The organism is Escherichia sp. WS547, from assembly GCF_046486065.1.
Taxonomy (GTDB): domain Bacteria; phylum Pseudomonadota; class Gammaproteobacteria; order Enterobacterales; family Enterobacteriaceae; genus Escherichia; species Escherichia coli.
In genome coordinates this window covers 1-25,528 of sequence record NZ_JBJQMA010000040.1, presented here as the reverse complement: position 1 = coordinate 25,528, position 25,528 = coordinate 1, and the positions used below count along the sequence as shown (strand labels likewise).

The window sequence follows — 25,528 nt, the reverse complement described above, 5'->3', positions numbered from 1 at the left end:
AATCAAAAAAGAATAAAACTCAGTCTTGGGGGACTCAGCCCGGTAGAATACCGGACTGAGTATCAAAAAGCCGGTTAACTGAAACTGTCCAGGTTTTGGGGTTCAGTTCATAAAGCGTCGCATCAGGCACTATGTACAAGATGCCGGATCATGCATCCGGCAATTCACTTAAAAACGGTGACCCGCTTCCAGCGGAACCGCTTCTTCACCAGCCTTAAACACATAAGTGGTGTTCGGGCCACCCAGCGTAGCGTGACCTTTACTCACCGTGATCCAGTTACCTTCCGGTAGACCAATAATTGTGAGTTCTGGCGCGACGACCAGCAGTTCGCGAATACGCTGCTCACGCGTTTCACCTTTATGGCCTTCCGGCAGCGCGTTGGTGAAGTGCGGGTTGATTTGCAACGGGAACAGATTCAGCGCATCGAAACCTTGTGGATCGACAATCGGCATATCGTTGGTGGTACGAATGGTTGGGCAAGCAAGGTTAGCGCCAGCGCTCCAGCCAATATACAGCGCGCCACGTTTAACCACGTCAGTAATTGGTGCCAGCAGCCCGCGCTCGCGGCACTGTTTCAGCAACTGGAAAGTATTACCGCCGCCGACAATCACGATCTCAGCATTTTCAATCGCGGCAACGGGATCGACAACGCTATGAATACCGGTGACAGAAACACCCAGCGAAGCGAGAACCGCAGCCGTTTTCGCTGTGTAATCATCCCAGGTCTGCGTTACGCCAGCGAAAGGGATAAACACCGCTGAGCGGCGACCCTGCAACTGTTCAGCAATTAGCGGCAGTGCATGTTCCAGCCAGGCTTTACCCGGCAGCGTCGAGTTACTCAATAAAAGCAGTTCCATTACTTCTCCGGTTAGTAAGAAATCACGGGAGGCATGCTACCACTGCGAATTTAACCACTTACTGACATGGCTCACGATGTCACGTATTGCACCGGGCGCTGAGACTGATGACAAACACAGCATTGCCTGATGCGCTACGCTTACCAGGCCTACCAGATAACTGCAATATATTGAATTTTCGAGATTATGTATGCCGAATAAGGCTTCATTCCGCATCCGGCATAAACAATGTGTACTTTGCCACCAATTTGAGCGCCCCTTAAGGCGCTGATATTTTTTATCCTTCTCATGCAAATTGTGCTGCTTCAGCAATCAGCCGCACATCCGGTCGCGAAGTTGCCGCGGCGACCAGCCAGCGACATGCAGAGTTAAGTAGCGCGATTAATCATGGGAAATTGCCTCTGCATGAGTGAGCAGATATTGCTCCGCCTCACCGGACCAGATCCCCTGATGACGCGCCAGAATTGCCGCCAGTGCTTGATCCTGAATCTGCGTGAGTGACATAAGCGGCAGGTATTTCCCGGTATACACCAGCTTTTTGCCGCCGCCGACGGCAGGCAATTCAAGCGTGGTTTCGCCCGCGGCATTCAGCCCAAGAATATGTGTTACCACTTTTGCGGCCTGCACTTTTTTCTCTTCAATCAATTTGACTGCTGCGCGCATGTCATCGGTATTGCCGCCTGACGTGCCCACGTAGTGGGTAAATGCATAATGCACATCGTAGAAATTAATTGGCGCGCTGAAATGTTTATCCTGCGGTCCGGCGAAGAAATTCAGGCAACCATCTGTCGCCAGCAAGGAAGAGGCGAGAGTCACCAGTCCTTCATTAGGCACAAAGACGAAAATATCATCGAAGCCGTGACCGCCACTCAGTGCCATTAACGTATCAAATGCTGCATCGGCAGCATTGAGATAATGAATCAGTGTTTGCGGTTCTGATGGATAGTGCTTGCGCGCATAACTCAATTTGTCGTTGTCGGTATCGGTAATGACGAGCAGCGACGGGTTAACGGGTCCATGTAGCGCATAATCAATCGCCAACAGTCCCATTGGTCCGGTGCCGCCGAGGATCAGCGTGCGCCCTTGCGGGCGAATCCCCATCGTGTGGTTATAACTACCTTCCTGAAGATGATAGTTGGCGTTGAACGCGCCAATCACGCAGGAAAGCGGTTCAACCAGCGAGCCTTCAAAATAGGTTTCGCCGTCGTATGCCAGCAGGCAATCTTGTTCCATGACCTCGTTGGGAATAACCACATGCGTGGCTTCGCCGCCTACCCACGGGAAGGAGTAGCCGGGGCAGTCCGGGCGGTCGGGGAGTTGCAGGTTGGCCTGAATCACATAACGCTGACCCGGCTGGAATTTGTGCTGCCACTTTTTACCCACGGCCAGAATATCGCCGCAAAACTCGTGGCCGATGATGATGGGGTTGGTCGCCACATCGTCGGGTACTTTTTTATGGTTTTCACCCAGATTGGCCTCTTTCCAGGAAGAGAGGCACAGGCTGTCGGTGACCACCGTCGCGAGGATTTCATCCTCCTGCATTTCAGGAAGATCAAAGGTTTCCAGGCGTAAATCACGTTTACCATAAAGACGCAGAGCTGTTGTTTTCATAAACCACCTCATGTTGAGCGATGGCCCCGGCAGTCGTGCCGGGGCGAAGAATCAGGACAGGAAGCCCAGCGCATTGCCGATAATCCCTAAGCCAAACAGGGCGAAAATCAGCCATACCGGGTTAATTTTTTTGTTGAGCAGACGAACCATCAGTAGCGTCAGACCGAGCGCCAGCAAACCAGGGCAAAGTTGGTCGAGAATGTTCTGCACGGTCATGGTGACGGTGGAGCCATCGGCGGCATGCGTTTGTGAAACCACCAACGGTACGTTGATTGACGTCCATTTGGTCACCAGCACGCCCATCACAAACAGTCCGAGAATCGACGCGCCTTCGGTGAGTTTTTGCAGCACATTCCCGCCCATATCGCTGACGATATTCACCCCTTTGCGAAAGCCGAGCTGTAGGCCATACCACTTCATCGCCAGACGCACCGCATTGAAAATAAAGAAAAACAGCAGCGGGCTGAGAATGTTGCCCGAAAGTGCCAGAGATGCGCCGAGCGCGGCGGTAATCGGGCGCAGCGTTCCCCAGACCAGTGGATCGCCAACTCCTGCCAATGGTCCCATCAGACCGACTTTGATGCCGTTAATGGTACCGTCATCAATTTCCGCGCCGTTGGCCCGCGCCTCTTCCATGGCGGCAGTGACGCCGATGACCGGGCCACATACGGCTGGCGTGGTATTGAAGAACACCAGGTGTCGCCTGAGCGCCGCAACCTGATCCTCTTTTAATGGGTAAAGTCGCTTGATGGCGGGGATCATGTCGTAGCAAAAACCCAGCCCGTGAATACGTTCAAAGTTAAAGGACGCCTGTTGCAGGTTGGAGCGCAGAAACATGCTCACCAGATCGCTGCGTGTAATTTTTCTCTGTTCCATGATGGCTCCGTTAATCGTCAAGTTGGTCAAGGGCGGTGGAGGCGGTGGCCTGGAGTTGAGGTTCAGCTTTACGCCACTGTGGATTTAGCTGGATGTAGAGCAGGGCCATGATCACGCCGACGCCACCGAACGCCAGCAGACTGAGATCGAGGTAGCCACCTGCGAGGAAACCGAGGAAAAAGAAAGGCATCAAATATTTCACGCCCATCATACGTAGCACCATGGCGTAACCGACCACCACGATAAAACCGCCAGCAATCTGTAGTCCTCGGGTCACAAATTCGGGAATGGCGTTTAACATATTGCTGACCATATCGGCGCTGACGAACAGCGAGACAATCAGTGCCGGAATAGCAACGCGCAGCGCCTGCACGCCAAGCGCGGAGACATGCAGAATATCGAGAGTGCGAAACCGCGCCTCTTCTGCTGCTTTATCCGCCGCGTGCTGGAACACTACTGTGATGGTACGGGCAAACACCGTCAGCACCTGGCCTGCCGCAGCCACAGGCAACGCGATGGCGATTCCGGTGGCGATGCTTTGCTGACCAACGATAACCAGAATGGCGGAGATTATGCTGGCGAGTGCAGAATCTGGAGATTGCGCCGCGCCGACGTTCATCCAGCCGAGAGCTATCAATTCCAGCGTACCACCGAGTATTATTCCGGTTTTTAAATCACCGAGAATTAAACCAATCACCGTACAGGCAATTAACGGGCGATGAGTCTGAAATTCATCCAGCACGCTGCCCATTCCGGCAATACAGGAAAAAAGAAATATAGCAATGATTTGTAGGGTACTTATTTCCATGATTTGTCACCTTTTAAGTGTCGTCATCCCTGCCTGTTAAAGCATATGTACACAGGCGCTATTATTTAATTTGCGATTAACTGTTCGTTTATTTTGTCGATAATATTGATTGAGGGATCTGACGCTACGACGCGTAAATCCAGTATGACGCCAAGATTATTTAACTCATGAAATGCGTTAATATCATCATCATCTAATGAAACCGCTTTGGTTAACTGTTTTTTACCGGGCCGCCAGGCCATGCCGCCAATATTCAGGGTGCCTATTTTTACCCCCTGGCGAACCATCGCTAAGGCATCCTGTGGGCGAGTGAAAAGATAAAAAACGGTTTCGTCCTGATATTGCGGGTTGTGATAAACCGCGACGGCTTTTTCAATATTGACCACGTTAACCTTCATTCCCGGTGGCGCAGCCTGACGCAATAATGTCCGGCGAACTTCATCGTTATAAACTTCGTCATTGCAGATAATAATGCGCTGGGCGTTAGCCACTTTCGACCAGACGGTAGTGACCTGACCGTGGATCAGGCGGTCATCAATGCGGGCGAGCGTAATGTTCATCAGAAATCCTCCTCTGCCGTTGCCACCTGTCTCCAGACGACGCAGGATTGCTTTGCGATTTGCGTCAGGTGTTCACACAGTTCATCAACATTCATGCTGTCCTGGTTATCAACCAGTTCGAGCGCCAGCGGCAGAGAAAGGCCGCTGATTACCCGCAGACGAGGATTGCCCATCGCAAGCATCGCTGCCGCATTCCACGGGCTGCCGCACTGTAAGTCCACGGCAATCAGCCATTCGTCTTGATTGTGAATGCTCACTAACTTTTCCAGCTTTGCCACAATGTCATTGGCGTTCTCACCGGGTACAAATTCCACTGCCTCAACATGGGCGTCGCCGTAAACCATCTGAACCGATTCCAGCATGGCGCAAGCTAATTTGCCGTGGGCACAAAAAATGGCGTTGACCATAAAGCCTCCTTAGCCGCGCGTTTTGCCGCCTGCAATGTTAGTGGTTACTCCGGTGATATAGCTGGCGCGTTCAGACAGCAGATAACAAACAAAATCAGCCACTTCTGCTAATCTTCCGGCGCGCCCAATAGGAATGGAATTTTTGGTATAGCCTTCACGCAGCTGCTCGACGGTGATATTGCGCGTCCACGCCAGCGCTTCTTCATATTCCGGCGTGCGCAGTCCTGTTTTTTCCAGAATCCCTGGCGCGATACCGACCACACGGATACCGTGCTTACCCAGCTCTTTCGACCAGGAGCGCGTGAAGCTATTGAGCGCGGCTTTGGTCGCGGCGTAACAGCTTTGGCCTTCTGAGCCTTCCAGCCCACTTTCTGAGGAAACATTCACAATCACGCCATCATGTTGTTTGACCATCTGTCGCGCCACCGCCTGCGACATCAGAAAAACGCCTTTCTGGTTGATATTGACCATTTTTTCGAATGCAGCTTCGTTGAGTTCATACTGCCCGGCAGGCGCTTTCTCATCGATCAGCAGACGCGGGAAATTGACCCCGGCGTTATTGACCAGACCGTCGATGCGACCAAAACGCTGGATAATTTCCGCTACCGTATGATTTACCTCTTTGGCGCTGGAAATATCGGTCGGCCAAAACTGATAGCCTTTATGACCTTCATATTGACCATCGCCACCGTGAATATCGACCATCTGTACGTTTGCGCCTTGTGCTAATAATTCCTCTACAATCGCCAGACCAATACCGGATGCGCCGCCGGTGACGATAATGATTTTATCCTGCAAATTTAACCACGTTTGCATAACAGACTCCTGATTTTAGATAATAGGGACCCGCCGTAATTTTTATTACGGTAAACATCGGGAAGATTTTTATTTCAGTAATAGTTCAGCTGTGCTGCTATTCGTTACCAGACAATTAATATATTTTCCACGCAGTGCACCAACAATTCCGCTGTATTTTTCTTCACTCATGGCAATGCCAATGGAATACCGCGCCTGCTTTAATTTATTCATTTCGATAGAGAGTGTTTTTTCGCTCATATTCGTTTCAACCATTGCGCCGTGAATATCATAAAAGCGCGAGCAAATATCGCCAGCAACCTGGCGGGCATTCAGGTCGTCACTCTCTTCACCACCATAAAACGCATGCCAGTTAGCGCCGTCGCGAATGGCCGGTGAGCCAATTCCCACCAGGGCGACATCCAGATTATCCCAGTAGGCAGAGATGGTTTTAAAGTGCTGAGACTGCATGATCCCATTACGAATTAATGGGTTATCCAGCAGAGCCGGAAAATCCGCGAGATGCGATTCCCCTTTCAGCTTCGCTGCCGCGCTGTAGGTTAATGTGTTTACGTGATAGCGGCTTTCGAGTTTACCGGACGGTCCGCCAATAATTGGTACGCAGATTAACTGCCGCGATTGCCCCGCCTGCGGCAAGTTTTCAACCAGTGCGCTCACCGCGCGACCCCAGGAAAAACCGACAATATCGCCAGGCTCCAGCAAGCGATCCAGCAGTTGCGCGCCGTGTAACCCCATCATCGCCAGTTGAGTCTCTTCATCCTCATCATTTCCCGACACCACCACAACGTCTTTCAGGCCAAACTTTTGCTTCAGTTGCTGCTCCAGCCAGAGATTTTCGTTGTAGTCATAGTTGATGGCGATGGTGACAATTCCCTGATCGCGGCCTCGTTTAAGCAAGCGGCTGATGGTGGTGCGGTAAATACCCAGTTCGCGCGCGATTTGCGCCTGCGTCATATCCTGTTCGTAATAGAGTTGGGCAATCTTCACAATCAAACGGATATCGTCACTGTTTTCCATTGCCGCCTCCTGGTTCTGCACATTTGTGCAAATACGCTTTCTCACCGCTTGATCTGATATAACCCCATCATGATGGCCTTTCAAAGCGATTTTTCACTCTTTGCATGGGGAGAAATAGCGCTTTCTCTTGCACATTTGTTTCTCTGCCTAGTAGTCATCAGCACAGTTGTGCAGCGATTCGTAATATGTTGATTATCCTTATTTTGCCAGGCAAATTTGCATCGTACTTCCGGAGACACTTTTGTGATAAAAGGCGTGGCAGATCACATTTAATTTCGACGTTGCCGCATAACCCTGTTTTTCCCCGCTAAGAGGTACGGTATATTCCGCGTTTTACAGGAGAATTTATGCTGCCCGACTCATCAGTCCGTTTAAATAAATACATCAGCGAAAGCGGAATTTGCTCACGCCGCGAAGCGGATCGCTATATCGAGCAAGGCAATGTGTTCCTTAATGGCAAGCGAGCCACCATTGGCGATCAGGTGAAACCCGGCGACGTTGTGAAAGTAAACGGTCAGTTGATTGAGCCTCGGGAAGCCGAAGATTTGGTACTTATCGCCCTGAACAAGCCCGTCGGTATTGTCAGCACCACCGAAGATGGCGAGCGCGATAACATTGTCGATTTCGTTAACCACAGCAAACGCGTGTTCCCGATTGGCCGCCTGGATAAAGACTCCCAGGGGCTGATTTTCCTCACCAATCACGGCGATCTGGTGAATAAGATCCTCCGTGCGGGTAACGATCATGAGAAAGAGTATCTGGTGACGGTCGATAAACCGATTACCGATGAATTTATTCGTGGTATGGGGGCGGGGGTGCCGATCCTCGGGACGGTGACGAAAAAGTGCAAAGTCAAAAAAGAAGCGCCGTTTGTCTTCCGCATTACCCTGGTGCAGGGGCTGAACCGTCAGATCCGTCGCATGTGCGAGCACTTTGGTTACGAAGTGAAAAAGCTGGAACGTACGCGCATCATGAACGTTAGTTTAAGCGGCATTCCGCTGGGGGAATGGCGTGATTTAACTGACGATGAGTTAATCGACCTCTTTAAGCTCATTGAAAATTCCTCTTCCGAGGCAAAATCTAAAGCGAAGGCCAAACCGAAAACTGTAGGCATTAAACGTCCAGTCGTTAAGATGGAAAAAACGGCGGAAAAAGGCGGTCGCCCGGCGTCCAACGGTAAGCGTTTTACCTCGCCGGGGCGTAAAAAGAAGGGGCGCTAATCAGCGCCTGCCGCGCGTCGACGTATTTGCTGACCAGCTAAATGACGCTTCAGGATCCGGTTTATAAGCCTGCTTTTTCTTTAACTGGCGGGCTTTTTTCGCTTCAGCCTCACGCTCGACCATTAATTTATCGATGTACTCTTTCTTAATGCTGTTGGTTTCGGAGTTGGTCAGTACGCGACCATGCGCAATCCGCGCCCGATCCAGCAGTGTTTTAAGTTCACGCTGCTCGCGTTCAGTCATCTCTTTTTGGGTAATACGGGGGAGTGCCATGCTGGTGCCCTCAGTGAGCCAGAGAGTTCAGTGTACGGGAATTCGTTTGCGAGCAGAACTGATAATATTCATTTTGCCTTCTCTTAACTATTTATCTCTTTCGATAATTAATTAGAGATGCAGATAAAAAAATTAAAGGCAATTATTCTCCGATAAAGACGTTGGTTAACAGAGTACAGGCTCGTTTATTGATGAGCATAGTGACAAGAAAATCAATACGGCCCGAAATATAGCTTCCAGGCCATACAGTATTTACTCAAACAAATTACTATGCAGTTTTTGCACCACCTGCTCGGCATCTTCGCCGGGCACCAGGAAGCACAGGTTATGGCTGGATGCGCCGTAACAAATCATGCGAATGTTGAACGGTTCCAGTACGCCGAATACCTCTTTGCCAACGCCGCAGGCTTTTGACAGGTCATTGCCAATCAACGCGACCAGCGCCAGACCTTCCTCCACTTCTACCCGGCATAGTGCAGACAGCTCCATCAGCAGAGATTGCGTCAGCAAGGTATCGCCAGTGGAGGTTGAACCGGTGGTATCAAGGGTTAATGCCACGCTCACTTCTGACGTGGTGATTAAGTCTACCGAAATATTATGCCGCGCGAGGATGCCGAAAACTTCCGCGAGGAAACCGCGAGAATGCAGCATATTCAGGCTGTGCAAAGTGAGCAGAGTCTGATTGCGACGAAGCGCCAGCGCGCGGAATAGCGGCGGATTTTCAGTTTTATTGCACACCAGCGTACCACCTGCGCGTGGGTCTTTACTGGAGCCGACAAAGACCGGGATATCGCTGCGTACTGCGGGTAGCAACGTTGCCGGATGCAGTACTTTTGCACCAAAAGTTGCCATCTCTGCCGCTTCGGCAAACGCGATTTCATCAATGCGTTTTGCTGCGGAAACCACGCGTGGATCGGTGGTGTAGATGCCCGGGACGTCGGTCCAGATATCAACACGAGATGCGTGTAAAGCCTCCGCCAGCAAGGCTGCCGTATAATCGCTGCCTCCACGGCCAAGCGTCGTTGTCCGACCTTTATTTTCGCTACCGATAAATCCCTGGGTGATCACTAAGCCTTCATTGAGGCGTGGGAGCAGCTGCAGCGCGGCCAGTTCCGCCAGCGCGGCTACATCTGGCTCTGCACGACCAAATCGGTCGTTGGTACGCATCACTTTACGTACATCAAACCACTGTGCCTGAACATCGCGTTCGCGCAGGATTTCGACAAACAGCAGGGTCGACATCAGCTCGCCGTGGCTGACCAGTTCATCTGTCAGCGCCGGAGACGTTGCCAGCGCCGCCGCTTCTGCCAGAACAGTAATGTTCTCCAGCAGACGTTCAATCTCTTCACGGATAACGTTCGGGTAACGCAGACGTTCCAGAATGGCAAACTGGATATTGCGGATTGCGTCGAGTTTTTCGAATCGCTCGCCAGGTTCCAGTCCTTCAGCTAAAGCGACCAGCAGATTAGTGATACCAGCAGAAGCCGAGAGGACAACTAAACGTACGTTGGCATCAGAAAGCACAATATCAGCGCTGCGGTTCATGGCGTCAAAATCAGCTACGCTGGTACCGCCAAATTTGGAGACAACAATTTCAGACATAACTACCTCGTGTCAGGGGATCCATTTTCAGCCTTGGCACAAGGGAAGAGCGGAAGACGGGTGGGCGCAGAGCGATACTTCGCTACTATTTTCACCCAGAAGTGCTCCACCACTTGCGAAACGCCCGACTGCGAACGCTTCTGGTGACAACCCAGGGGATTCAGCCCCTGTAGCCGATGATGAACGTGGCCAGCCGTTCAATCACCTCGGCGATGCACCCCCTCAGGTGTTATCACAGGACTGGCTCCTCCAACACCGTTACTTGGGCAACGCGCCTCTTCTGGCCTGCGCTAGCGCAGGTAGTACATTTATAAATAAAGGGTGAGTGGGGCGGTTGTCAACGATGGGGTCATGCGGATTTTTCATCCACTCCTGGCGGTCAGTAGTTCAGCTAATAAATGCTTCACTGCGCTAAGGGTTTACACTCAACATTACGCTAACGGCACTAAAACCATCACATTTTTCTGTGACTGGCGCTACAATCTTCCAAAGTCACAATTCTCAAAATCAGAAGAGTATTGCTAATGAAAAACATCAATCCAACGCAGACCGCTGCCTGGCAGGCACTACAGAAACACTTCGATGAAATGAAAGACGTTACGATCGCCGATCTTTTTGCTAAAGACGGCGATCGTTTTTCTAAGTTCTCCGCAACCTTCGACGATCAGATGCTGGTGGATTACTCCAAAAACCGCATCACTGAAGAGACGCTGGCGAAATTACAAGATCTGGCGAAAGAGTGCGATCTGGCGGGCGCGATTAAGTCGATGTTCTCTGGTGAGAAGATCAACCGCACCGAAAACCGCGCCGTGCTGCACGTAGCGCTGCGTAACCGTAGCAATACCCCGATTCTGGTTGATGGCAAAGACGTTATGCCGGAAGTCAACGCGGTGCTGGAGAAGATGAAAACCTTCTCGCAAGCGATTATTTCCGGTGAGTGGAAGGGTTATACCGGCAAAGCAATCACTGACGTAGTGAACATCGGGATCGGCGGTTCTGACCTCGGCCCATACATGGTGACCGAAGCACTGCGTCCGTACAAAAACCACCTGAACATGCACTTTGTTTCTAACGTCGATGGGACTCACATCGCGGAAGTGCTGAAAAAAGTAAACCCGGAAACCACGCTGTTCCTGGTAGCATCTAAAACCTTCACCACTCAGGAAACCATGACCAACGCCCATAGTGCGCGTGACTGGTTCCTGAAAGCGGCTGGTGATGAAAAACACGTTGCGAAACACTTTGCGGCGCTCTCAACCAACGCCAAAGCCGTTGGCGAGTTTGGTATTGATACCGCCAACATGTTCGAGTTCTGGGACTGGGTCGGTGGTCGTTACTCTTTATGGTCAGCGATTGGCCTGTCGATTGTTCTCTCCATCGGCTTTGATAACTTCGTTGAACTGCTTTCTGGCGCACACGCGATGGACAAGCATTTCTCCACCACGCCTGCCGAGAAAAACCTGCCTGTACTACTGGCGCTGATTGGCATCTGGTACAACAATTTCTTTGGCGCGGAAACTGAAGCGATTCTGCCGTATGACCAGTATATGCACCGTTTCGCGGCGTACTTCCAGCAGGGCAATATGGAGTCCAACGGTAAGTACGTTGACCGTAACGGTAACGTCGTGAATTACCAGACTGGCCCGATTATCTGGGGTGAACCAGGCACTAACGGTCAGCACGCGTTCTACCAGCTGATCCACCAGGGAACCAAAATGGTACCGTGCGATTTCATCGCCCCGGCTATCACCCATAACCCGCTCTCTGATCATCACCAGAAACTGCTGTCTAACTTCTTTGCTCAGACCGAAGCGCTGGCGTTTGGTAAATCCCGCGAAGTGGTTGAGCAGGAATATCGTGATCAGGGTAAAGATCCGGCAACGCTTGACTACGTGGTGCCGTTCAAAGTGTTCGAAGGTAACCGCCCGACCAACTCCATCCTGCTGCGCGAAATCACTCCGTTCAGCCTGGGTGCGTTGATTGCGCTGTATGAGCACAAAATCTTTACTCAGGGCGTGATTCTGAACATCTTCACCTTCGACCAGTGGGGCGTGGAGCTGGGTAAACAACTGGCGAACCGTATTCTGCCAGAGCTGAAAGATGATAAAGAAATCAGCAGCCACGATAGCTCGACCAATGGTCTGATTAACCGCTATAAAGCGTGGCGCGGTTAATTAAATAACCTTAATAAAAATGCCGACGTTATGTCGGCATTTTTTATCAGATAAATCCCCTTGTCTGTGATTTAACGGAAATCATGCTGTGAGGTTAATCCTAAAATAGATTTTTAATCATGGTTGATTTCGGAAAATACGTAGGATAATTATTTTTGATTTCATTTTAACTTTTTGATTTTTAATCTTATTTATATATAAGTTGAAACTTATATTTGATATTCATTCCAATTATCCTAAAACCCCATCGCTAATTCCCCACACCGTAATTCGCATGCTTTAGTTGTGTATACTCGATCCCGCCCGAAATGTTTTTGGGTAAATCTCCATTCATTCAATGAAGGGAAATTGTTATGAAAAAAGTTCTGTATGGCATTTTTGCCATATCTGTGCTTGCGGCGACTTCTGCGTGGGCTGCACCTGTACAGGTGGGCGAAGCAGCAGGGTCGGCAGCAACGTCGGTTTCGGCGGGGAGTTCCTCCGCGACCAGCGTCAGCACCGTAAGCTCGGCGGTGGGTGTCGCGCTCGCGGCAACCGGTGGCGGTGATGGTTCTAATACCGGGACCACAACAACCACGACCACCAGTACCCAGTAATAAAGTATGTATCCCCACAATAATTCGAGTTGCAGGAAGGCGACAAGCGAGTGAGTCCCCGGGAGCATAGATAACTATGTGACCGGGGTGAACGAGTGCGGTCACCGCATCTGCAGCTTGAAGTATGAAGGGGATTAACCATAACCACACTCCGGTGTGGTTATTCTGCCCCTCTGGAGAAGAGTCGTGAAGCGACCTGCACTCATTCTTATCTGCCTGCTATTACAGGCCTGTTCAGCCACGACTAAAGAGCTGGGCAATTCACTGTGGGACAGTCTGTTCGGTACACCAGGCGTACAGCTGACGGATGATGATATTCAAAATATGCCCTACGCCAGCCAGTATATGCAGCTTAATGGCGGGCCGCAGTTGTTTGTAGTGCTGGCCTTTGCCGAGGATGGGCAACAAAAATGGGTTACTCAGGATCAGGCCACTCTCGTCACACAACATGGTCGTCTGGTGAAGACTTTGCTTGGCGGCGACAACCTGATTGAAGTGAATAACCTTGCTGCCGACCCGCTGATTAAACCCGCACAAATTGTTGATGGTGCAACCTGGACGCGCACGATGGGCTGGACCGAGTACCAGCAGGTACGCTACGCCACCGCACGCTCAGTCTTCAAATGGGATGGCACCGATACCGTCAAAGTCGGCAGCGATGAATCCCCGGTTCGCGTGCTGGACGAAGAAGTCTCCACCGACCAGGCGCGCTGGCATAACCGCTATTGGATCGACAGCGAAGGGCAAATTCGCCAGTCGGAACAGTATCTCGGCGCGGATTATTTCCCGGTGAAAACCACTCTCATCAAGGCGGCAAAACAATGATTAAACAAACTATTGTCGCATTGATTTTGAGTGTGGGGGCGTCATCGGTCTTCGCGGCGGGAACCGTCAAGGTATTCAGCAATGGCAGCAGTGAGGCCAAAACGCTGACGGGGGCAGAGCATTTAATCGATCTGGTAGGCCAACCACGGCTGGCAAACAGTTGGTGGCCCGGTGCGGTGATTAGCGAAGAGCTGGCAACGGCGGCAGCATTGCGTCAGCAGCAGGCGTTGCTGACACGGCTGGCAGAACTAGCCGCAGATTCCAGCGCTGACGATGCCGCCGCCATTAACGCCTTACGCCAGCAAATTCAGGCGTTGAAGGTGACGGGCAGGCAAAAAATCAATCTTGATCCCGATATCGTCCGCGTTGCCGAACGCGCTAACCCACCGTTGCAGGGCAACTACACGCTGTGGGTCGGACCACCGCCGTCCACGGTCACGTTGTTCGGGCTTATCAGCCGTCCTGGCAAGCAGCCTTTCACTCCAGGTCGCGACGTGGCGAGCTATCTCTCCGGGCAGAACCTGCTTAGCGGTGCGGATCGCAGCTACGCGTGGGTGGTTTACCCGGACGGACGCACGCAAAAAGCGCCGGTGGCTTACTGGAACAAGCGTCACGTAGAGCCGATGCCCGGCAGCATTATTTATGTTGGCCTCGCGGACTCCGTCTGGAGTAAGACGCCTGATGCCCTGAACGCCGACATTCTTCAGACTCTGACGCAGCGGATACCTCAATAATGAAAAAAAGACATCTGCTTAGCTTACTGGCGCTGGGCATTAGCACAGCTTGCTACGGCGAAACATATCCTGCGCCCATTGGTCCGTCGCAGTCGGATTTCGGTGGCGTAGGATTATTACAAACGCCCACCGCGCGCATGGCGCGGGAAGGGGAGTTGAGCCTCAACTATCGCGATAACGATCAGTACCGTTATTACTCAGCTTCAGTGCAACTCTTCCCGTGGCTGGAAACAACGCTGCGCTACACCGACGTGCGCACCCGGCAGTACAGCAGCGTCGAAGCGTTCTCTGGTGATCAAACGTATAAAGATAAAGCCTTCGATCTCAAACTGCGTTTGTGGGAAGAGAGTTATTGGCTGCCGCAAGTGGCGGTTGGTGCGCGGGATATCGGCGGTACGGGGCTGTTTGATGCGGAATATCTTGTTGCCAGCAAAGCCTGGGGGCCGTTCGATTTCACGCTCGGCCTGGGATGGGGATATCTGGGCACCAGCGGTAACGTGAAAAATCCGCTCTGTTCAGCCAGTGACAAATATTGCTATCGCGATAACAGCTACAAACAGGCGGGATCTATCGACGGTAGCCAGATGTTCCACGGTCCTGCCTCACTGTTTGGCGGCGTGGAATACCAGACGCCCTGGCAACCGCTGCGCCTGAAACTGGAGTATGAAGGCAATAATTATCAGCAGGATTTTGCCGGGAAGCTGGAGCAAAAAAGTAAGTTTAACGTCGGTGCGATTTATCGCGTTACCGATTGGGCCGACGTTAACCTTAGCTATGAACGTGGCAACACCTTTATGTTTGGCGTTACGTTGCGCACCAACTTTAACGATCTGCGCCCGTCTTACAACGATAACGCCCGCCCGCAATATCAACCGCAGCCGCAGGATGCCATTTTGCAGCATTCGGTGGTGGCGAATCAGTTAACGCTGTTGAAATACAATGCCGGACTTGCCGATCCACAGATCCAGGCGAAAGGCGATACTCTGTATGTTACCGGCGAGCAGGTGAAATATCGTGATTCGCGCGAAGGGATCATCCGTGCTAATCGGATCGTGATGAACGATCTGCCGGATGGGATCAAAACGATCCGCATTACGGAGAATCGCCTTAACATGCCGCAGGTGACGACGGAAACCGATGTCGCCAGCCTGAAAAATCATCTTGCCGGAGAGCCGTTGGGCCACGAAACGACGCTGGCGCAAAAACGCGTCGAGCCAGTGGTTCCGCAGTCCACCGAGCAGGGCTGGTATATCGACAAATCGCGCTTTGATTTCCATATCGATCCGGTGTTGAACCAGTCGGTCGGTGGCCCGGAAAACTTTTACATGTATCAGCTGGGCGTGATGGGAACGGCAGATTTGTGGCTGACGGACCATCTGCTGACCACCGGCAGCCTGTTCGCTAACCTTGCCAACAACTACGACAAGTTTAACTACACTAATCCACCGCAGGACTCGCACTTACCGCGCGTTCGTACCCATGTGCGCGAGTATGTGCAGAACGATGTCTATGTGAATAACCTGCAAGCCAACTACTTCCAGCATCTGGGCAACGGCTTCTACGGCCAGGTCTACGGAGGTTATCTCGAAACCATGTTTGGCGGTGCGGGGGCAGAAGTGTTGTATCGCCCGCTGGACAGCAACTGGGCGTTTGGTGTGGATGCCAACTACGTTAAACAGCGCGACTGGCGTAGTGCAAAAGATATGATGAAATTCACCGACTACAGCGTGAAAACCGGACATCTGACCGCCTACTGGACGCCATCTTTCGCTCAGGATGTGTTAGTGAAAGCGAGCGTCGGGCAGTATCTGGCTGGGGATAAAGGCGGCACGCTGGAGATCGCCAAACGCTTTGATAGCGGCGTGGTGGTGGGTGGCTATGCCACGATCACGAATGTTTCGAAAGAGGAGTACGGCGAAGGGGACTTCACCAAAGGCGTGTATGTCTCTGTACCGCTGGATCTCTTCTCGTCTGGCCCGACACGCAGCCGTGCGGCAATTGGCTGGACGCCGCTGACGCGTGACGGTGGTCAGCAACTTGGGCGTAAGTTCCAGTTGTATGACATGACCAGCGACCGTAGCGTCAATTTCCGCTAAGTCATGGAAAAGGTGCCAGTTTTCGCACTCACTGGCACCCTCATTCTTAATGGCCTGTCGAGCCATCAGGAACGCAGTTCACCCCCGGTTTGCGATCTGGTGTGTAAAGGCGAAAACATTCTGTCTTCCTGTCCGTCGATATTGGTTGCAGGTCTGGTTGCCTGAGCGACTGGGCCATCATTGGGCTGGAGACATTGCTTTGCGGTAGGTCGGCTTTATCAGCAGTACCGAGCGGACCGGCATAAGCAGGAAGAACAGAGACTGATAACATCAAAGCAGCAAAATAAGGCTTCATTTTTACCACCTTTATCAGGTTACGTTTCATTTGTTCCAGAGGAACATTGTCGATTTTTCGCGCATTGCTGGTGGCTGGGAATCACCTGAATGGGTGATTTTTTTGGGCTGTGTGTTTTGTCAGATGAGACGTTGATGGGAGATGCCCACTTAATCGAGCTGAACAAAACATACACAAAAAATATAGATCTCCGTCACATTTTTGCGTTATACAGGAAGCTCGCCACTGTGAAGGAGGTACTGCTATGACGTCACTCTCTCGTCCGCGCGTGGAGTTTATCTCCACCATTTTGCAGACCGTACTCAATCTTGGCCTGTTGTGCCTCGGCCTGATTTTGGTTGTCTTCCTCGGCAAAGAAACGGTGCATCTGGCTGATGTGCTGTTCGCGCCAGAACAAACCAGCAAATATGAGCTGGTAGAAGGACTGGTGGTTTACTTTCTCTATTTCGAATTTATCGCGCTGATTGTGAAGTACTTTCAGTCCGGTTTTCACTTCCCGCTACGTTACTTTGTCTATATTGGGATCACCGCCATTGTGCGCTTGATCATCGTCGATCATAAATCGCCACTGGATGTGTTGATCTACTCGGCAGCGATCCTGTTGCTGGTGATCACCCTGTGGCTGTGTAATTCGAAACGGCTGAAGCGGGAGTAAAAAAAGGCGCTCCGTGGAGCGCCGAATAACAGTCACAAGTTGGGATAACGTAAGTTGAGGGTGCAGCGGCATAACATTGGCAGAACAACATCTTTAACCTTTCACACCACCTGCCGTCAGGCCGTTGACCAGCCAGCGTTGAGCCAGCAAGAAGACGATGGTGATCGGTAATGCAGACATCACGGCAGCGGCAGCAAAGTCACCCCACAGGTAGTTTTGCGGGTTGAGGTATTGCTGCATCCCCACGGCCAGGGTGTAGCTATTTACGTCACGCAGTAACAGCGACGCGACCGGAACTTCAGTAATGGCAGCGATAAACGACAGGATGAACACCACCGCCAGAATCGGTACTGACAGCGGTAACAAGACAAGGCGGAAGGCTTGCCACGGTGTCGCACCATCCAGCGCCGCCGCTTCTTCCAGCGAACTGTCGATGGTTTCGAAATAGCCTTTGATGGTCCAGACATGCAGCGCAATCCCACCCAGATACGCGAAAATTACGCCGCCGTGAGTATTCAGGCCAATGAATGGAATGTACTCACCCAGACGATCAAACAACGCATACAACGCGACCAGTGAAAGTACTGCCGGGAACATCTGGAAAATCAGCATTCCTTTCAGCAGCGTCGCTTTGCCTGGAAAGCGCATACGGGCGAAAGCGTAGGCGCAGGTGGTGGAGAGCGCCACAATGCCAATCGCGGAAATCCCGGCGACCTTTACCGAGTTCCACAGCCACAGCAGTACCGGGAATGGCGGTGGCGTAATGCGACCATCAGCCTGTTCCACGCTAAAACCTAACGCCAGTTTCCAGTGATCCCAGGAGATTTGCTCCGGGATCAGGCTGCCAGTCGCGAAGTTTCCCTGACGCAGCGAGATAGCGACGACCATCAGCAGCGGGAACATAATCGCCGCGATAAAAAGTAGCAGTAGCAGGTGAGTAATAAACAAACGTGCTTTTTGCGATTTCGGTTGGACCATTGCCATTTTTGTTATCTCCCTTAATCAAACTTCATTCGCGTGGCTTTCAGGTTCACTATCGCCAGCGCACCCACCAGCAGGAAGATCAGCGTGGCAATTGCTGCTGCCAGACCGAAGTCCTGACCCCCGCCGCCTTCAAAAGCGATGCGGTAGGTGTAGTTAACAAGCAGGTCGGTATAACCGGCTGGCGTGGTCGTGCCAAGACGATCCGGACCGCCGTTGGTTAACAGTTGAATCAGCACGAAGTTGTTAAAGTTAAAGGCGAAGCTGGCGATCATCAGCGGCGTCAGCGGTTTAATCAGCAGCGGCAGCGTAATCTTAAAGAAGTTCTGGAATGGACCTGCGCCATCCATTGCTGAGGCTTCATACAAATCGTCCGGAATCGCTTTCAGCAAGCCCATGCAGAGGATCATCATGTACGGATAACCCAGCCAGGTGTTGACGATAATCAGCATCGTGCGGGCGGTGGTCGGATCGCTGAACCAGGCGGGCTTCACGCCAAACAGCGCGCTCAACATCATGTTGATCTCACCGAAGCTCTGGTTAAACAACCCTTTGAAAATCAAGATTGAAATGAACGATGGCACCGCGTAGGGCAGAATCAGCAGGACGCGATAGACCGCTTTACCGCGCAACGCTTCCCACTGCACCAGACACGCCAGAACCATGCCGACCGCCACCGTTAAAAAGACAGTGATCAGCGAGAACACCACGGTCCAGACGAAAATGGCGAGGAACGGTTTCTGAATGCCTTCGTCGGTGAAGACGCGGGTAAAGTTTTTCCAGCCAGTGGTCACGGTGTAACCGGGGCTTAGCTTTTCATCGCCCCAGTTGCCGTCGGCGGTTATGGACTGGTAAAAGCCAATTTGGTTATTCGGACGATATTTCACGCCGCTCTGATTATTCGTCAACGTGCCGTCACCGTCGAGTGTGTAGAGCGGCTGCGTGCCAGAAAACTGGCGCAGGGAGCTCATCATCACTTTGTTGCCATCTGGCAGAATGGCGGTAATGTCACTCAGCGCCTGACGATTCTGGGTAATCACGCGCAGATTCGCGCGTTCGCCTTCGGGCTGGGCGGTCGTTTCTTTCAGTTGCAGTTTTTGCTCGCCGCCAAATTTAAACGCGTCGGAGAGGTAATTTTTGCCGGTTTCGCCGTCGCTGAGCGCCAGTTGCCACTCATCGCCCGCCGGGTAAAGACCAAAATTATAGGTTTTGCCTGCTTGCCAGGAGCGATCTAACAACACTTCCTGCGCACGTTCAAAAGTCAGCTGGTTAGTGCTGCTGTAGTTGGTGAAGGCAATGGCGATGGTGCAGACCAAAGGGAAGAGGACGAATAATCCCATTCCAGCCATTCCCGGGTAAACATAGCGCCAGGCGTAGGCTTTACGATTGGCGAAAATATACAGCCCCGCTGAACTCAATATCAGCGTGGTAATGGCGAACAGGTATTCCCCTTGTGCGTACATTAAAACAACAAGGTAACCCACCAGCAGGCCGAGCAGACCTAGCACTGACCATTTCAGCGCGTCGCTTTGCCACCAATGTTTCTTTTTAATGACATCCATGGGGTTCTTCCTCATTCCAGGACGGATAAGGCTTTCACGCCTTATCCGACAACAACTGCCTGATGCGACGCTGACGCGCCTTACCAGGCCTACATACGTTTCGGTTTTGTAGGCCGGACAAGGCGTTCACGCCGCATCCGGCATTTCACAGCATTACTTGGTGATACGAGTCTGCGCGTCTTTCAGGGCTTCATCGACAGTCTGACGACCGCTGGCGGCGTTGATCACCGCAGTACGTACGGCATACCAGAAAGCGGACATCTGCGGGATGTTTGGCATGATTTCACCTTTCTGGGCGTTTTCCATGGTGGCAGCAATGCGTGGATCTTTCGCCAACTCTTCCTCGTAAGACTTCAGCGCTACGGCACCCAGCGGTTTATCTTTATTAACCGCTTCCAGACCTTCGTCAGTCAGCAGATAGTTTTCAAGGAACTCTTTCGCCAGCTCTTTGTTCGGACTGGCGGCGTTAATACCTGCGCTCAGCACGCCAACGAACGGTTTGGATGGATGACCCTTGAAGGTCGGCAGTACCGTTACACCATAATTCACTTTGCTGGTGTCGATGTTGGACCATGCCCACGGGCCGTTGATGGTCATCGCTGTTTCGCCTTTATTAAAGGCAGCTTCTGCGATGGAGTAATCGGTGTCTGCATTCATGTGTTTGTTTTTAATCAGGTCAACCAGGAAGGTCAGACCCGCTTTCGCGCCAGCGTTATCCACGCCCACGTCTTTAATGTCGTACTTGCCGTTTTCATACTTGAACGCATAACCCCCGTCAGCAGCAATCAGCGGCCAGGTGAAGTACGGTTCTTGCAGGTTGAACATCAGCGCGCTCTTGCCTTTCGCTTTCAGTTCTTTATCCAGCGCCGGGATCTCTTCCCAGGTTTTTGGCGGGTTCGGCAGCAGATCTTTGTTATAAATCAGCGATAACGCTTCAACAGCGATCGGGTAAGCAATCAGCTTGCCGTTGTAACGTACGGCATCCCAGGTAAACGGATACAGCTTGTCCTGGAACGCTTTGTCCGGGGTGATTTCAGCCAACAGGCCAGATTGAGCGTAGCCACCAAAGCGGTCGTGCGCCCAGAAGATAATGTCAGGGCCATCGCCAGTTGCCGCAACCTGAGGGAATTTCTCTTCCAGTTTATCCGGATGCTCAACGGTGACTTTAATTCCGGTATCTTTCTCGAATTTCTTACCGACTTCAGCGAGACCGTTATAGCCTTTATCGCCGTTAATCCAGATTACCAGTTTACCTTCTTCGATTTTGGCGAGAGCCGAGGCGGAAAACATCATCGTCGTTAATGCGGATAATGCGAGGATGCGTGCACCTGTTTTTATTTTCATAATCTATGGTCCTTGTTGGTGAAGTGCTCGTGAAAACACCTAAACGGACTCTAGTTTCTTTATACAGCAACCTCTTTCCATCCTCCTTGCCCCTACGCCCCACCGTTGCTTTGTGTGATCTCTGTTACAGAATTGGCGGTAATGTGGAGATGCGCACATAAAATCGCCACGATTTTTGCAAGCAACATCACGAAATTCCTTACATGACCTCGGTTTAGTTCACAGAAGCCGTGTTCTCATCCTCCCGCCTCCTCCCCCATAAAAAAGCCAGGGGGTGGAGGATTTAAGCCATCTCCTGATGACGCATAGTCAGCCCATCATGAATGTTGCTGTCGATGACAGGTTGTTACAAAGGGAGAAGGGCATGGCGAGCGTACAGCTGCAAAATGTAACGAAAGCCTGGGGCGAGGTCGTGGTATCGAAAGATATCAATCTCGATATCCATGAAGGTGAATTCGTGGTGTTTGTCGGACCGTCTGGCTGCGGTAAATCGACTTTACTGCGCATGATTGCCGGGCTTGAGACGATCACCAGCGGCGACCTGTTCATCGGTGAGAAACGGATGAATGACACTCCGCCAGCAGAACGCGGCGTTGGTATGGTGTTTCAGTCTTACGCGCTCTATCCCCACCTGTCAGTAGCAGAAAACATGTCATTTGGCCTGAAACTGGCAGGCGCAAAAAAAGAGGTGATTAACCAACGCGTCAACCAGGTGGCGGAAGTGCTACAACTGGCGCATTTGCTGGATCGCAAACCGAAAGCGCTCTCCGGTGGTCAGCGTCAGCGTGTGGCGATTGGCCGTACGCTGGTGGCCGAGCCAAGCGTATTTTTGCTCGATGAACCGCTCTCCAACCTTGATGCTGCACTGCGTGTGCAAATGCGTATCGAAATCTCCCGTCTGCATAAACGCCTGGGCCGCACAATGATTTACGTCACCCACGATCAGGTCGAAGCGATGACACTAGCCGACAAAATCGTGGTGCTGGACGCCGGTCGCGTGGCGCAGGTTGGGAAACCGCTGGAGCTGTACCACTATCCGGCAGACCGTTTTGTCGCCGGATTTATCGGTTCGCCAAAGATGAACTTCCTGCCGGTAAAAGTGACTGCCACCGCAATCGATCAAGTGCAGGTGGAGCTGCCGATGCCAAATCGTCAGCAAGTCTGGCTGCCTGTTGAAAGCCGTGATGTCCAGGTTGGAGCCAATATGTCACTGGGTATTCGCCCGGAACATCTACTGCCGAGTGATATCGCTGACGTCATCCTTGAGGGTGAAGTTCAGGTCGTCGAGCAACTCGGCAACGAAACCCAAATCCATATCCAGATCCCTTCCATTCGTCAAAACCTGGTGTACCGCCAGAACGACGTGGTGTTGGTAGAAGAAGGTGCCACATTCGCTATCGGCCTGCCGCCAGAGCGTTGCCATCTGTTCCGTGAGGATGGCACTGCATGTCGTCGACTGCATAAGGAGCCGGGCGTTTAAGCACCCCACAAAACACACAAAGCCTGTCACAGGTGATGTGAAAAAAGAAAAGCAATGACTCAGGAGATAGAATGATGATTACTCTGCGCAAACTTCCTCTGGCGGTTGCCGTCGCAGCGGGCGTAATGTCTGCTCAGGCAATGGCTGTTGATTTCCACGGCTATGCACGTTCCGGTATTGGCTGGACAGGTAGCGGCGGTGAACAACAGTGTTTCCAGACTACCGGTGCTCAAAGTAAATACCGTCTTGGCAACGAATGTGAAACTTATGCTGAATTAAAATTGGGTCAGGAAGTGTGGAAAGAGGGCGATAAGAGCTTCTATTTCGACACTAACGTGGCCTATTCCGTCGCACAACAGAATGACTGGGAAGCTACCGATCCGGCCTTCCGTGAAGCAAACGTACAGGGTAAAAACCTGATCGAATGGCTGCCAGGTTCCACCATCTGGGCAGGTAAGCGCTTCTACCAACGTCATGACGTTCATATGATCGACTTCTACTACTGGGATATTTCTGGTCCTGGTGCCGGTCTGGAAAACATCGATGTTGGCTTCGGTAAACTCTCTCTGGCAGCAACCCGCTCCTCTGAAGCAGGTGGTTCTTCCTCTTTCGCCAGCAACAATATTTATGACTATACCAACGAAACCGCGAACGACGTTTTCGACGTGCGTTTAGCGCAGATGGAAATCAACCCGGGCGGCACATTAGAACTGGGTGTCGACTACGGTCGTGCCAACCTGCGTGATAACTATCGTCTGGTTGATGGCGCATCGAAAGACGGTTGGTTATTCACTGCTGAACATACTCAGAGTGTCCTGAAGGGCTTTAACAAGTTTGTTGTTCAGTACGCTACTGACTCGATGACCTCGCAGGGTAAAGGTCTGTCGCAGGGTTCTGGCGTCGCGTTTGATAACGAAAAATTTGCCTACAATATCAACAACAACGGTCACATGCTGCGTATCCTCGACCACGGTGCGATCTCCATGGGCGATAACTGGGACATGATGTACGTGGGTATGTACCAGGATATCAACTGGGATAACGACAACGGCACCAAGTGGTGGACCGTCGGTATTCGCCCGATGTACAAGTGGACGCCAATCATGAGCACCGTGATGGAAATCGGCTACGACAACGTCGAATCCCAGCGCACCGGCGACAAGAACAATCAGTACAAAATTACCCTCGCACAACAATGGCAGGCTGGCGACAGCATCTGGTCACGCCCGGCTATTCGTGTCTTCGCAACCTACGCCAAGTGGGATGAGAAATGGGGTTATGACTACACCGGTAACGCCAATACCAACACTAACTTCGGCAAAGCCGTTCCTGCTGATTTCAACGGCGGCAGCTTCGGCCGTGGTGACAGCGACGAGTGGACCTTCGGTGCCCAGATGGAAATCTGGTGGTAATAGCAAAACCTGGGCCGGATAAGGTGCTTGCGCCGCATCCGGCAACCAACGCCTGATGCGACGCTTGCGCGTCTTATCAGGCCTACAACGGCTGTCAAATGTAGGCCGGATAAGGTGCTTGCGCCGCATCCGGCATAAAAACAGGTTGTCATTATCTGAAAGGGGCGAAAGCCCCTCTGATTATCGGGTTTAGCGCGCTATTGCCTGGCTACCGCTGAGCTCCAGATTTTGAGGTGAAAACAATGAAAATGAATAAAAGTCTCATCGCCCTCTGTTTATCAGCAGGGTTACTGGCAAGCGCGCCTGGAATCAGCCTTGCCGATGTTAACTACGTACCGCAAAACACCAGCGACGCGCCAGCCATTCCATCTGCCGCGCTGCAACAACTCACCTGGACACCGGTCGATCAATCTAAAACCCAGACCACCCAACTGGCGACCGGCGGCCAACAACTGAACGTTCCCGGCATCAGTGGTCCGGTTGCTGCGTACAGCGTCCCGGCAAACATTGGCGAACTGACCCTGACGCTGACCAGCGAAGTGAACAAACAAACCAGCGTTTTTGCGCCGAACGTGCTGATTCTTGATCAGAACATGACCCCATCAGCCTTCTTCCCCAGCAGTTATTTCACCTACCAGGAACCAGGCGTGATGAGTGCAGATCGGCTGGAAGGCGTTATGCGCCTGACACCGGCGTTGGGGCAGCAAAAACTTTATGTTTTGGTCTTTACCACGGAAAAAGATCTCCAGCAGACGACCCAACTGCTCGACCCGGCTAAAGCCTATGCCAAAGGCGTCGGTAACTCGATCCCGGATATTCCTGACCCGGTTGCTCGTCATACCACCGATGGCTTACTGAAACTGAAAGTCAAAACGAACTCCAGTTCTAGCGTGTTGGTCGGGCCTCTATTTGGTTCTTCCGCTCCAGCTCCGGTTACGGTAGGCAACACGGCGGCACCAGCTGTGGCTGCACCCGCTCCGGCACCGGTGAAGAAAAGCGAGCCGATGCTCAACGACACGGAAAGTTATTTTAATACCGCGATCAAAAACGCTGTCGCGAAAGGTGATGTTGATAAGGCGTTAAAACTGCTTGATGAAGCTGAACGCCTGGGGTCAACATCTGCCCGTTCCACCTTTATCAGCAGTGTAAAAGGCAAGGGGTAATTACGCCCCACAGTGCTGATTTTGCAACAACTGGTGCGTCTCCTGGCGCACCTTTTTTTGTGCACAGAAAACCCCCAGCTAGGCTGGGGGTTCCGGAAAGCTTTCAGCTTTAAGCCAGTTATTAAAACCCCTTTTGATTTGTTAAAACACCTTGCGGTCTGGC

The 25,528-nt window shown here is 51.9% G+C and carries 25 protein-coding genes and 1 riboswitch; of the genes, 11 read left to right on the top strand and 14 right to left on the bottom strand.

Annotated elements, in window-relative coordinates:
• On the top strand, positions 1-78 hold a 78-nt coding region (locus ACJHWK_RS23035), incomplete at its 5' end, for an IS3 family transposase (RefSeq protein ID WP_322967685.1).
• 90 nt (positions 79-168) lie between these two features.
• Here ACJHWK_RS23035 and pepE read toward each other — a convergent pair.
• The 8 genes from pepE to ACJHWK_RS22995 form a co-directional block, all read right to left on the bottom strand.
• Entirely contained in the window at positions 169-858 is a 690-nt protein-coding gene (gene pepE, locus ACJHWK_RS23030; RefSeq protein WP_000421769.1) for a dipeptidase PepE, read from the bottom strand.
• Positions 859-1,239: 381 nt separating this feature from the next.
• On the bottom strand, positions 1,240-2,469 hold the full coding sequence (gene sorE, locus ACJHWK_RS23025) for an L-sorbose 1-phosphate reductase (protein ID WP_000858557.1): 1,230 nt from the start codon (positions 2,467-2,469) through the stop codon (positions 1,240-1,242).
• Positions 2,470-2,520: 51 nt separating this feature from the next.
• Positions 2,521-3,345 carry a PTS system mannose/fructose/sorbose family transporter subunit IID gene (locus tag ACJHWK_RS23020; protein ID WP_170886425.1) on the bottom strand — a complete coding sequence of 275 codons (825 nt, stop codon included), beginning with the start codon at positions 3,343-3,345 and terminating at the stop codon, positions 2,521-2,523.
• Between the two features lie 10 nt (positions 3,346-3,355).
• A complete protein-coding gene (locus ACJHWK_RS23015) occupies positions 3,356-4,153 on the bottom strand; it encodes a PTS mannose/fructose/sorbose transporter subunit IIC (RefSeq protein ID WP_000406313.1) in 798 nt (265 codons plus the stop codon).
• Positions 4,154-4,218: 65 nt separating this feature from the next.
• Complete coding sequence (locus ACJHWK_RS23010) at positions 4,219-4,713, bottom strand: PTS system mannose/fructose/N-acetylgalactosamine-transporter subunit IIB (RefSeq protein WP_001027853.1); 495 nt, start codon at positions 4,711-4,713, stop codon at positions 4,219-4,221.
• Positions 4,713-5,120, bottom strand: a complete 408-nt coding sequence (locus ACJHWK_RS23005; RefSeq protein WP_001522147.1) for a mannose/fructose/sorbose PTS transporter subunit IIA — start codon at positions 5,118-5,120, stop codon at positions 4,713-4,715. The genes ACJHWK_RS23010 and ACJHWK_RS23005 overlap by 1 nt, the downstream gene beginning before the upstream one ends.
• Positions 5,121-5,129: 9 nt before the next feature.
• On the bottom strand, positions 5,130-5,936 hold the full coding sequence (locus ACJHWK_RS23000; protein ID WP_001195415.1) for an SDR family oxidoreductase: 807 nt from the start codon (positions 5,934-5,936) through the stop codon (positions 5,130-5,132).
• 69 nt (positions 5,937-6,005) lie between these two features.
• A complete protein-coding gene (locus tag ACJHWK_RS22995) occupies positions 6,006-6,953 on the bottom strand; it encodes a sugar-binding transcriptional regulator (RefSeq protein WP_001522149.1) in 948 nt (315 codons plus the stop codon).
• Positions 6,954-7,300: 347 nt separating this feature from the next.
• Here ACJHWK_RS22995 and rluF point away from each other — a divergent pair, with 347 nt between their 5' ends.
• Complete coding sequence (rluF, locus tag ACJHWK_RS22990; protein ID WP_001522152.1) at positions 7,301-8,173, top strand: 23S rRNA pseudouridine(2604) synthase RluF; 873 nt, start codon at positions 7,301-7,303, stop codon at positions 8,171-8,173.
• Here the strand turns inward: rluF and ACJHWK_RS22985 are convergent, their stop codons facing one another.
• Together ACJHWK_RS22985 and lysC are read right to left on the bottom strand one after the other, a co-directional pair.
• Positions 8,174-8,446, bottom strand: coding sequence for a DUF3811 domain-containing protein (locus tag ACJHWK_RS22985; protein WP_001207638.1), 273 nt, complete (start codon positions 8,444-8,446; stop codon positions 8,174-8,176).
• A gap of 252 nt (positions 8,447-8,698) precedes the next feature.
• Positions 8,699-10,048 carry a lysine-sensitive aspartokinase 3 gene (gene lysC / locus ACJHWK_RS22980; RefSeq protein WP_001290322.1) on the bottom strand — a complete coding sequence of 450 codons (1,350 nt, stop codon included), beginning with the start codon at positions 10,046-10,048 and terminating at the stop codon, positions 8,699-8,701.
• A gap of 91 nt (positions 10,049-10,139) precedes the next feature.
• Positions 10,140-10,336, bottom strand: a riboswitch (Lysine riboswitch).
• A 236-nt stretch (positions 10,337-10,572) separates the two neighbouring features.
• On the opposite strand from lysC, the gene pgi reads away from it, so the two are divergent.
• The 5 genes from pgi to ACJHWK_RS22955 all read left to right on the top strand — a co-directional run bounded on the left by pgi (position 10,573) and on the right by ACJHWK_RS22955 (position 16,473).
• Positions 10,573-12,222: a glucose-6-phosphate isomerase gene (pgi, locus tag ACJHWK_RS22975; protein WP_000789997.1), complete on the top strand. Its 1,650-nt coding sequence runs from the start codon at positions 10,573-10,575 to the stop codon at positions 12,220-12,222.
• A gap of 353 nt (positions 12,223-12,575) precedes the next feature.
• Entirely contained in the window at positions 12,576-12,818 is a 243-nt protein-coding gene (gene yjbE, locus ACJHWK_RS22970) for an exopolysaccharide production protein YjbE (protein ID WP_001522153.1), read from the top strand.
• A 186-nt stretch (positions 12,819-13,004) separates the two neighbouring features.
• A complete protein-coding gene (locus ACJHWK_RS22965) occupies positions 13,005-13,643 on the top strand; it encodes a YjbF family lipoprotein (protein WP_001522158.1) in 639 nt (212 codons plus the stop codon).
• Positions 13,640-14,377 (top strand): capsule biosynthesis GfcC family protein, encoded by a 738-nt coding sequence (locus ACJHWK_RS22960; RefSeq protein WP_001522159.1) that lies wholly within the window; start codon positions 13,640-13,642, stop codon positions 14,375-14,377. The genes ACJHWK_RS22965 and ACJHWK_RS22960 overlap by 4 nt, the downstream gene beginning before the upstream one ends.
• Positions 14,377-16,473 (top strand): YjbH domain-containing protein, encoded by a 2,097-nt coding sequence (locus ACJHWK_RS22955; protein ID WP_000745778.1) that lies wholly within the window; start codon positions 14,377-14,379, stop codon positions 16,471-16,473. Before ACJHWK_RS22960 ends, ACJHWK_RS22955 begins: the two co-directional genes overlap by 1 nt.
• Positions 16,474-16,519: 46 nt before the next feature.
• Here the strand turns inward: ACJHWK_RS22955 and ACJHWK_RS22950 are convergent, their stop codons facing one another.
• Positions 16,520-16,798, bottom strand: a complete 279-nt coding sequence (locus ACJHWK_RS22950) for a periplasmic protein (RefSeq protein WP_001295279.1) — start codon at positions 16,796-16,798, stop codon at positions 16,520-16,522.
• Between the two features lie 214 nt (positions 16,799-17,012).
• On the opposite strand from ACJHWK_RS22950, the gene psiE reads away from it, so the two are divergent.
• On the top strand, positions 17,013-17,423 hold the full coding sequence (gene psiE / locus ACJHWK_RS22945) for a phosphate-starvation-inducible protein PsiE (protein WP_000202902.1): 411 nt from the start codon (positions 17,013-17,015) through the stop codon (positions 17,421-17,423).
• A gap of 93 nt (positions 17,424-17,516) precedes the next feature.
• Here psiE and malG read toward each other — a convergent pair whose 3' ends face one another.
• From malG to malE, 3 genes are all read right to left on the bottom strand, one after another.
• Positions 17,517-18,407: a maltose ABC transporter permease MalG gene (gene malG, locus ACJHWK_RS22940; protein ID WP_001252058.1), complete on the bottom strand. Its 891-nt coding sequence runs from the start codon at positions 18,405-18,407 to the stop codon at positions 17,517-17,519.
• Between the two features lie 14 nt (positions 18,408-18,421).
• Entirely contained in the window at positions 18,422-19,966 is a 1,545-nt protein-coding gene (gene malF, locus ACJHWK_RS22935; protein WP_001297290.1) for a maltose ABC transporter permease MalF, read from the bottom strand.
• Between the two features lie 153 nt (positions 19,967-20,119).
• Positions 20,120-21,310, bottom strand: a complete 1,191-nt coding sequence (malE, locus tag ACJHWK_RS22930) for a maltose/maltodextrin ABC transporter substrate-binding protein MalE (protein WP_000695381.1) — start codon at positions 21,308-21,310, stop codon at positions 20,120-20,122.
• Positions 21,311-21,674: 364 nt separating this feature from the next.
• Here malE and malK point away from each other — a divergent pair, with 364 nt between their 5' ends.
• The 3 genes from malK to malM all read left to right on the top strand — a co-directional run bounded on the left by malK (position 21,675) and on the right by malM (position 25,365).
• On the top strand, positions 21,675-22,790 hold the full coding sequence (gene malK, locus ACJHWK_RS22925) for a maltose/maltodextrin ABC transporter ATP-binding protein MalK (protein WP_000179165.1): 1,116 nt from the start codon (positions 21,675-21,677) through the stop codon (positions 22,788-22,790).
• A gap of 71 nt (positions 22,791-22,861) precedes the next feature.
• Positions 22,862-24,202, top strand: a complete 1,341-nt coding sequence (lamB, locus tag ACJHWK_RS22920; protein ID WP_000973665.1) for a maltoporin LamB — start codon at positions 22,862-22,864, stop codon at positions 24,200-24,202.
• A 242-nt stretch (positions 24,203-24,444) separates the two neighbouring features.
• Positions 24,445-25,365 (top strand): maltose operon protein MalM, encoded by a 921-nt coding sequence (gene malM / locus ACJHWK_RS22915; protein WP_000783444.1) that lies wholly within the window; start codon positions 24,445-24,447, stop codon positions 25,363-25,365.
• Positions 25,366-25,528 lie beyond the last annotated feature (163 nt).

Coding starts and splice junctions, on each gene's coding strand:
- ACJHWK_RS23015 (WP_000406313.1), bottom strand. CDS start 4,153: ATGGAAATAAGTACCCTACAAATCATTGCTATATTTCTTTTTTCCTGT.
- malM (WP_000783444.1), top strand. CDS start 24,445: ATGAAAATGAATAAAAGTCTCATCGCCCTCTGTTTATCAGCAGGGTTA.
- malK (WP_000179165.1), top strand. CDS start 21,675: ATGGCGAGCGTACAGCTGCAAAATGTAACGAAAGCCTGGGGCGAGGTC.
- ACJHWK_RS22960 (WP_001522159.1), top strand. CDS start 13,640: ATGATTAAACAAACTATTGTCGCATTGATTTTGAGTGTGGGGGCGTCA.
- rluF (WP_001522152.1), top strand. CDS start 7,301: ATGCTGCCCGACTCATCAGTCCGTTTAAATAAATACATCAGCGAAAGC.
- malE (WP_000695381.1), bottom strand. CDS start 21,310: ATGAAAATAAAAACAGGTGCACGCATCCTCGCATTATCCGCATTAACG.
- ACJHWK_RS22955 (WP_000745778.1), top strand. CDS start 14,377: ATGAAAAAAAGACATCTGCTTAGCTTACTGGCGCTGGGCATTAGCACA.
- yjbE (WP_001522153.1), top strand. CDS start 12,576: ATGAAAAAAGTTCTGTATGGCATTTTTGCCATATCTGTGCTTGCGGCG.
- pepE (WP_000421769.1), bottom strand. CDS start 858: ATGGAACTGCTTTTATTGAGTAACTCGACGCTGCCGGGTAAAGCCTGG.
- lamB (WP_000973665.1), top strand. CDS start 22,862: ATGATGATTACTCTGCGCAAACTTCCTCTGGCGGTTGCCGTCGCAGCG.
- lysC (WP_001290322.1), bottom strand. CDS start 10,048: ATGTCTGAAATTGTTGTCTCCAAATTTGGCGGTACCAGCGTAGCTGAT.
- ACJHWK_RS22985 (WP_001207638.1), bottom strand. CDS start 8,446: ATGGCACTCCCCCGTATTACCCAAAAAGAGATGACTGAACGCGAGCAG.
- ACJHWK_RS22995 (WP_001522149.1), bottom strand. CDS start 6,953: ATGGAAAACAGTGACGATATCCGTTTGATTGTGAAGATTGCCCAACTC.
- malG (WP_001252058.1), bottom strand. CDS start 18,407: ATGGCAATGGTCCAACCGAAATCGCAAAAAGCACGTTTGTTTATTACT.
- ACJHWK_RS23000 (WP_001195415.1), bottom strand. CDS start 5,936: ATGCAAACGTGGTTAAATTTGCAGGATAAAATCATTATCGTCACCGGC.
- ACJHWK_RS22950 (WP_001295279.1), bottom strand. CDS start 16,798: ATGAAACGTAACCTGATAAAGGTGGTAAAAATGAAGCCTTATTTTGCT.
- sorE (WP_000858557.1), bottom strand. CDS start 2,469: ATGAAAACAACAGCTCTGCGTCTTTATGGTAAACGTGATTTACGCCTG.
- malF (WP_001297290.1), bottom strand. CDS start 19,966: ATGGATGTCATTAAAAAGAAACATTGGTGGCAAAGCGACGCGCTGAAA.
- ACJHWK_RS23020 (WP_170886425.1), bottom strand. CDS start 3,345: ATGGAACAGAGAAAAATTACACGCAGCGATCTGGTGAGCATGTTTCTG.
- ACJHWK_RS23010 (WP_001027853.1), bottom strand. CDS start 4,713: ATGAACATTACGCTCGCCCGCATTGATGACCGCCTGATCCACGGTCAG.
- ACJHWK_RS23005 (WP_001522147.1), bottom strand. CDS start 5,120: ATGGTCAACGCCATTTTTTGTGCCCACGGCAAATTAGCTTGCGCCATG.
- psiE (WP_000202902.1), top strand. CDS start 17,013: ATGACGTCACTCTCTCGTCCGCGCGTGGAGTTTATCTCCACCATTTTG.
- pgi (WP_000789997.1), top strand. CDS start 10,573: ATGAAAAACATCAATCCAACGCAGACCGCTGCCTGGCAGGCACTACAG.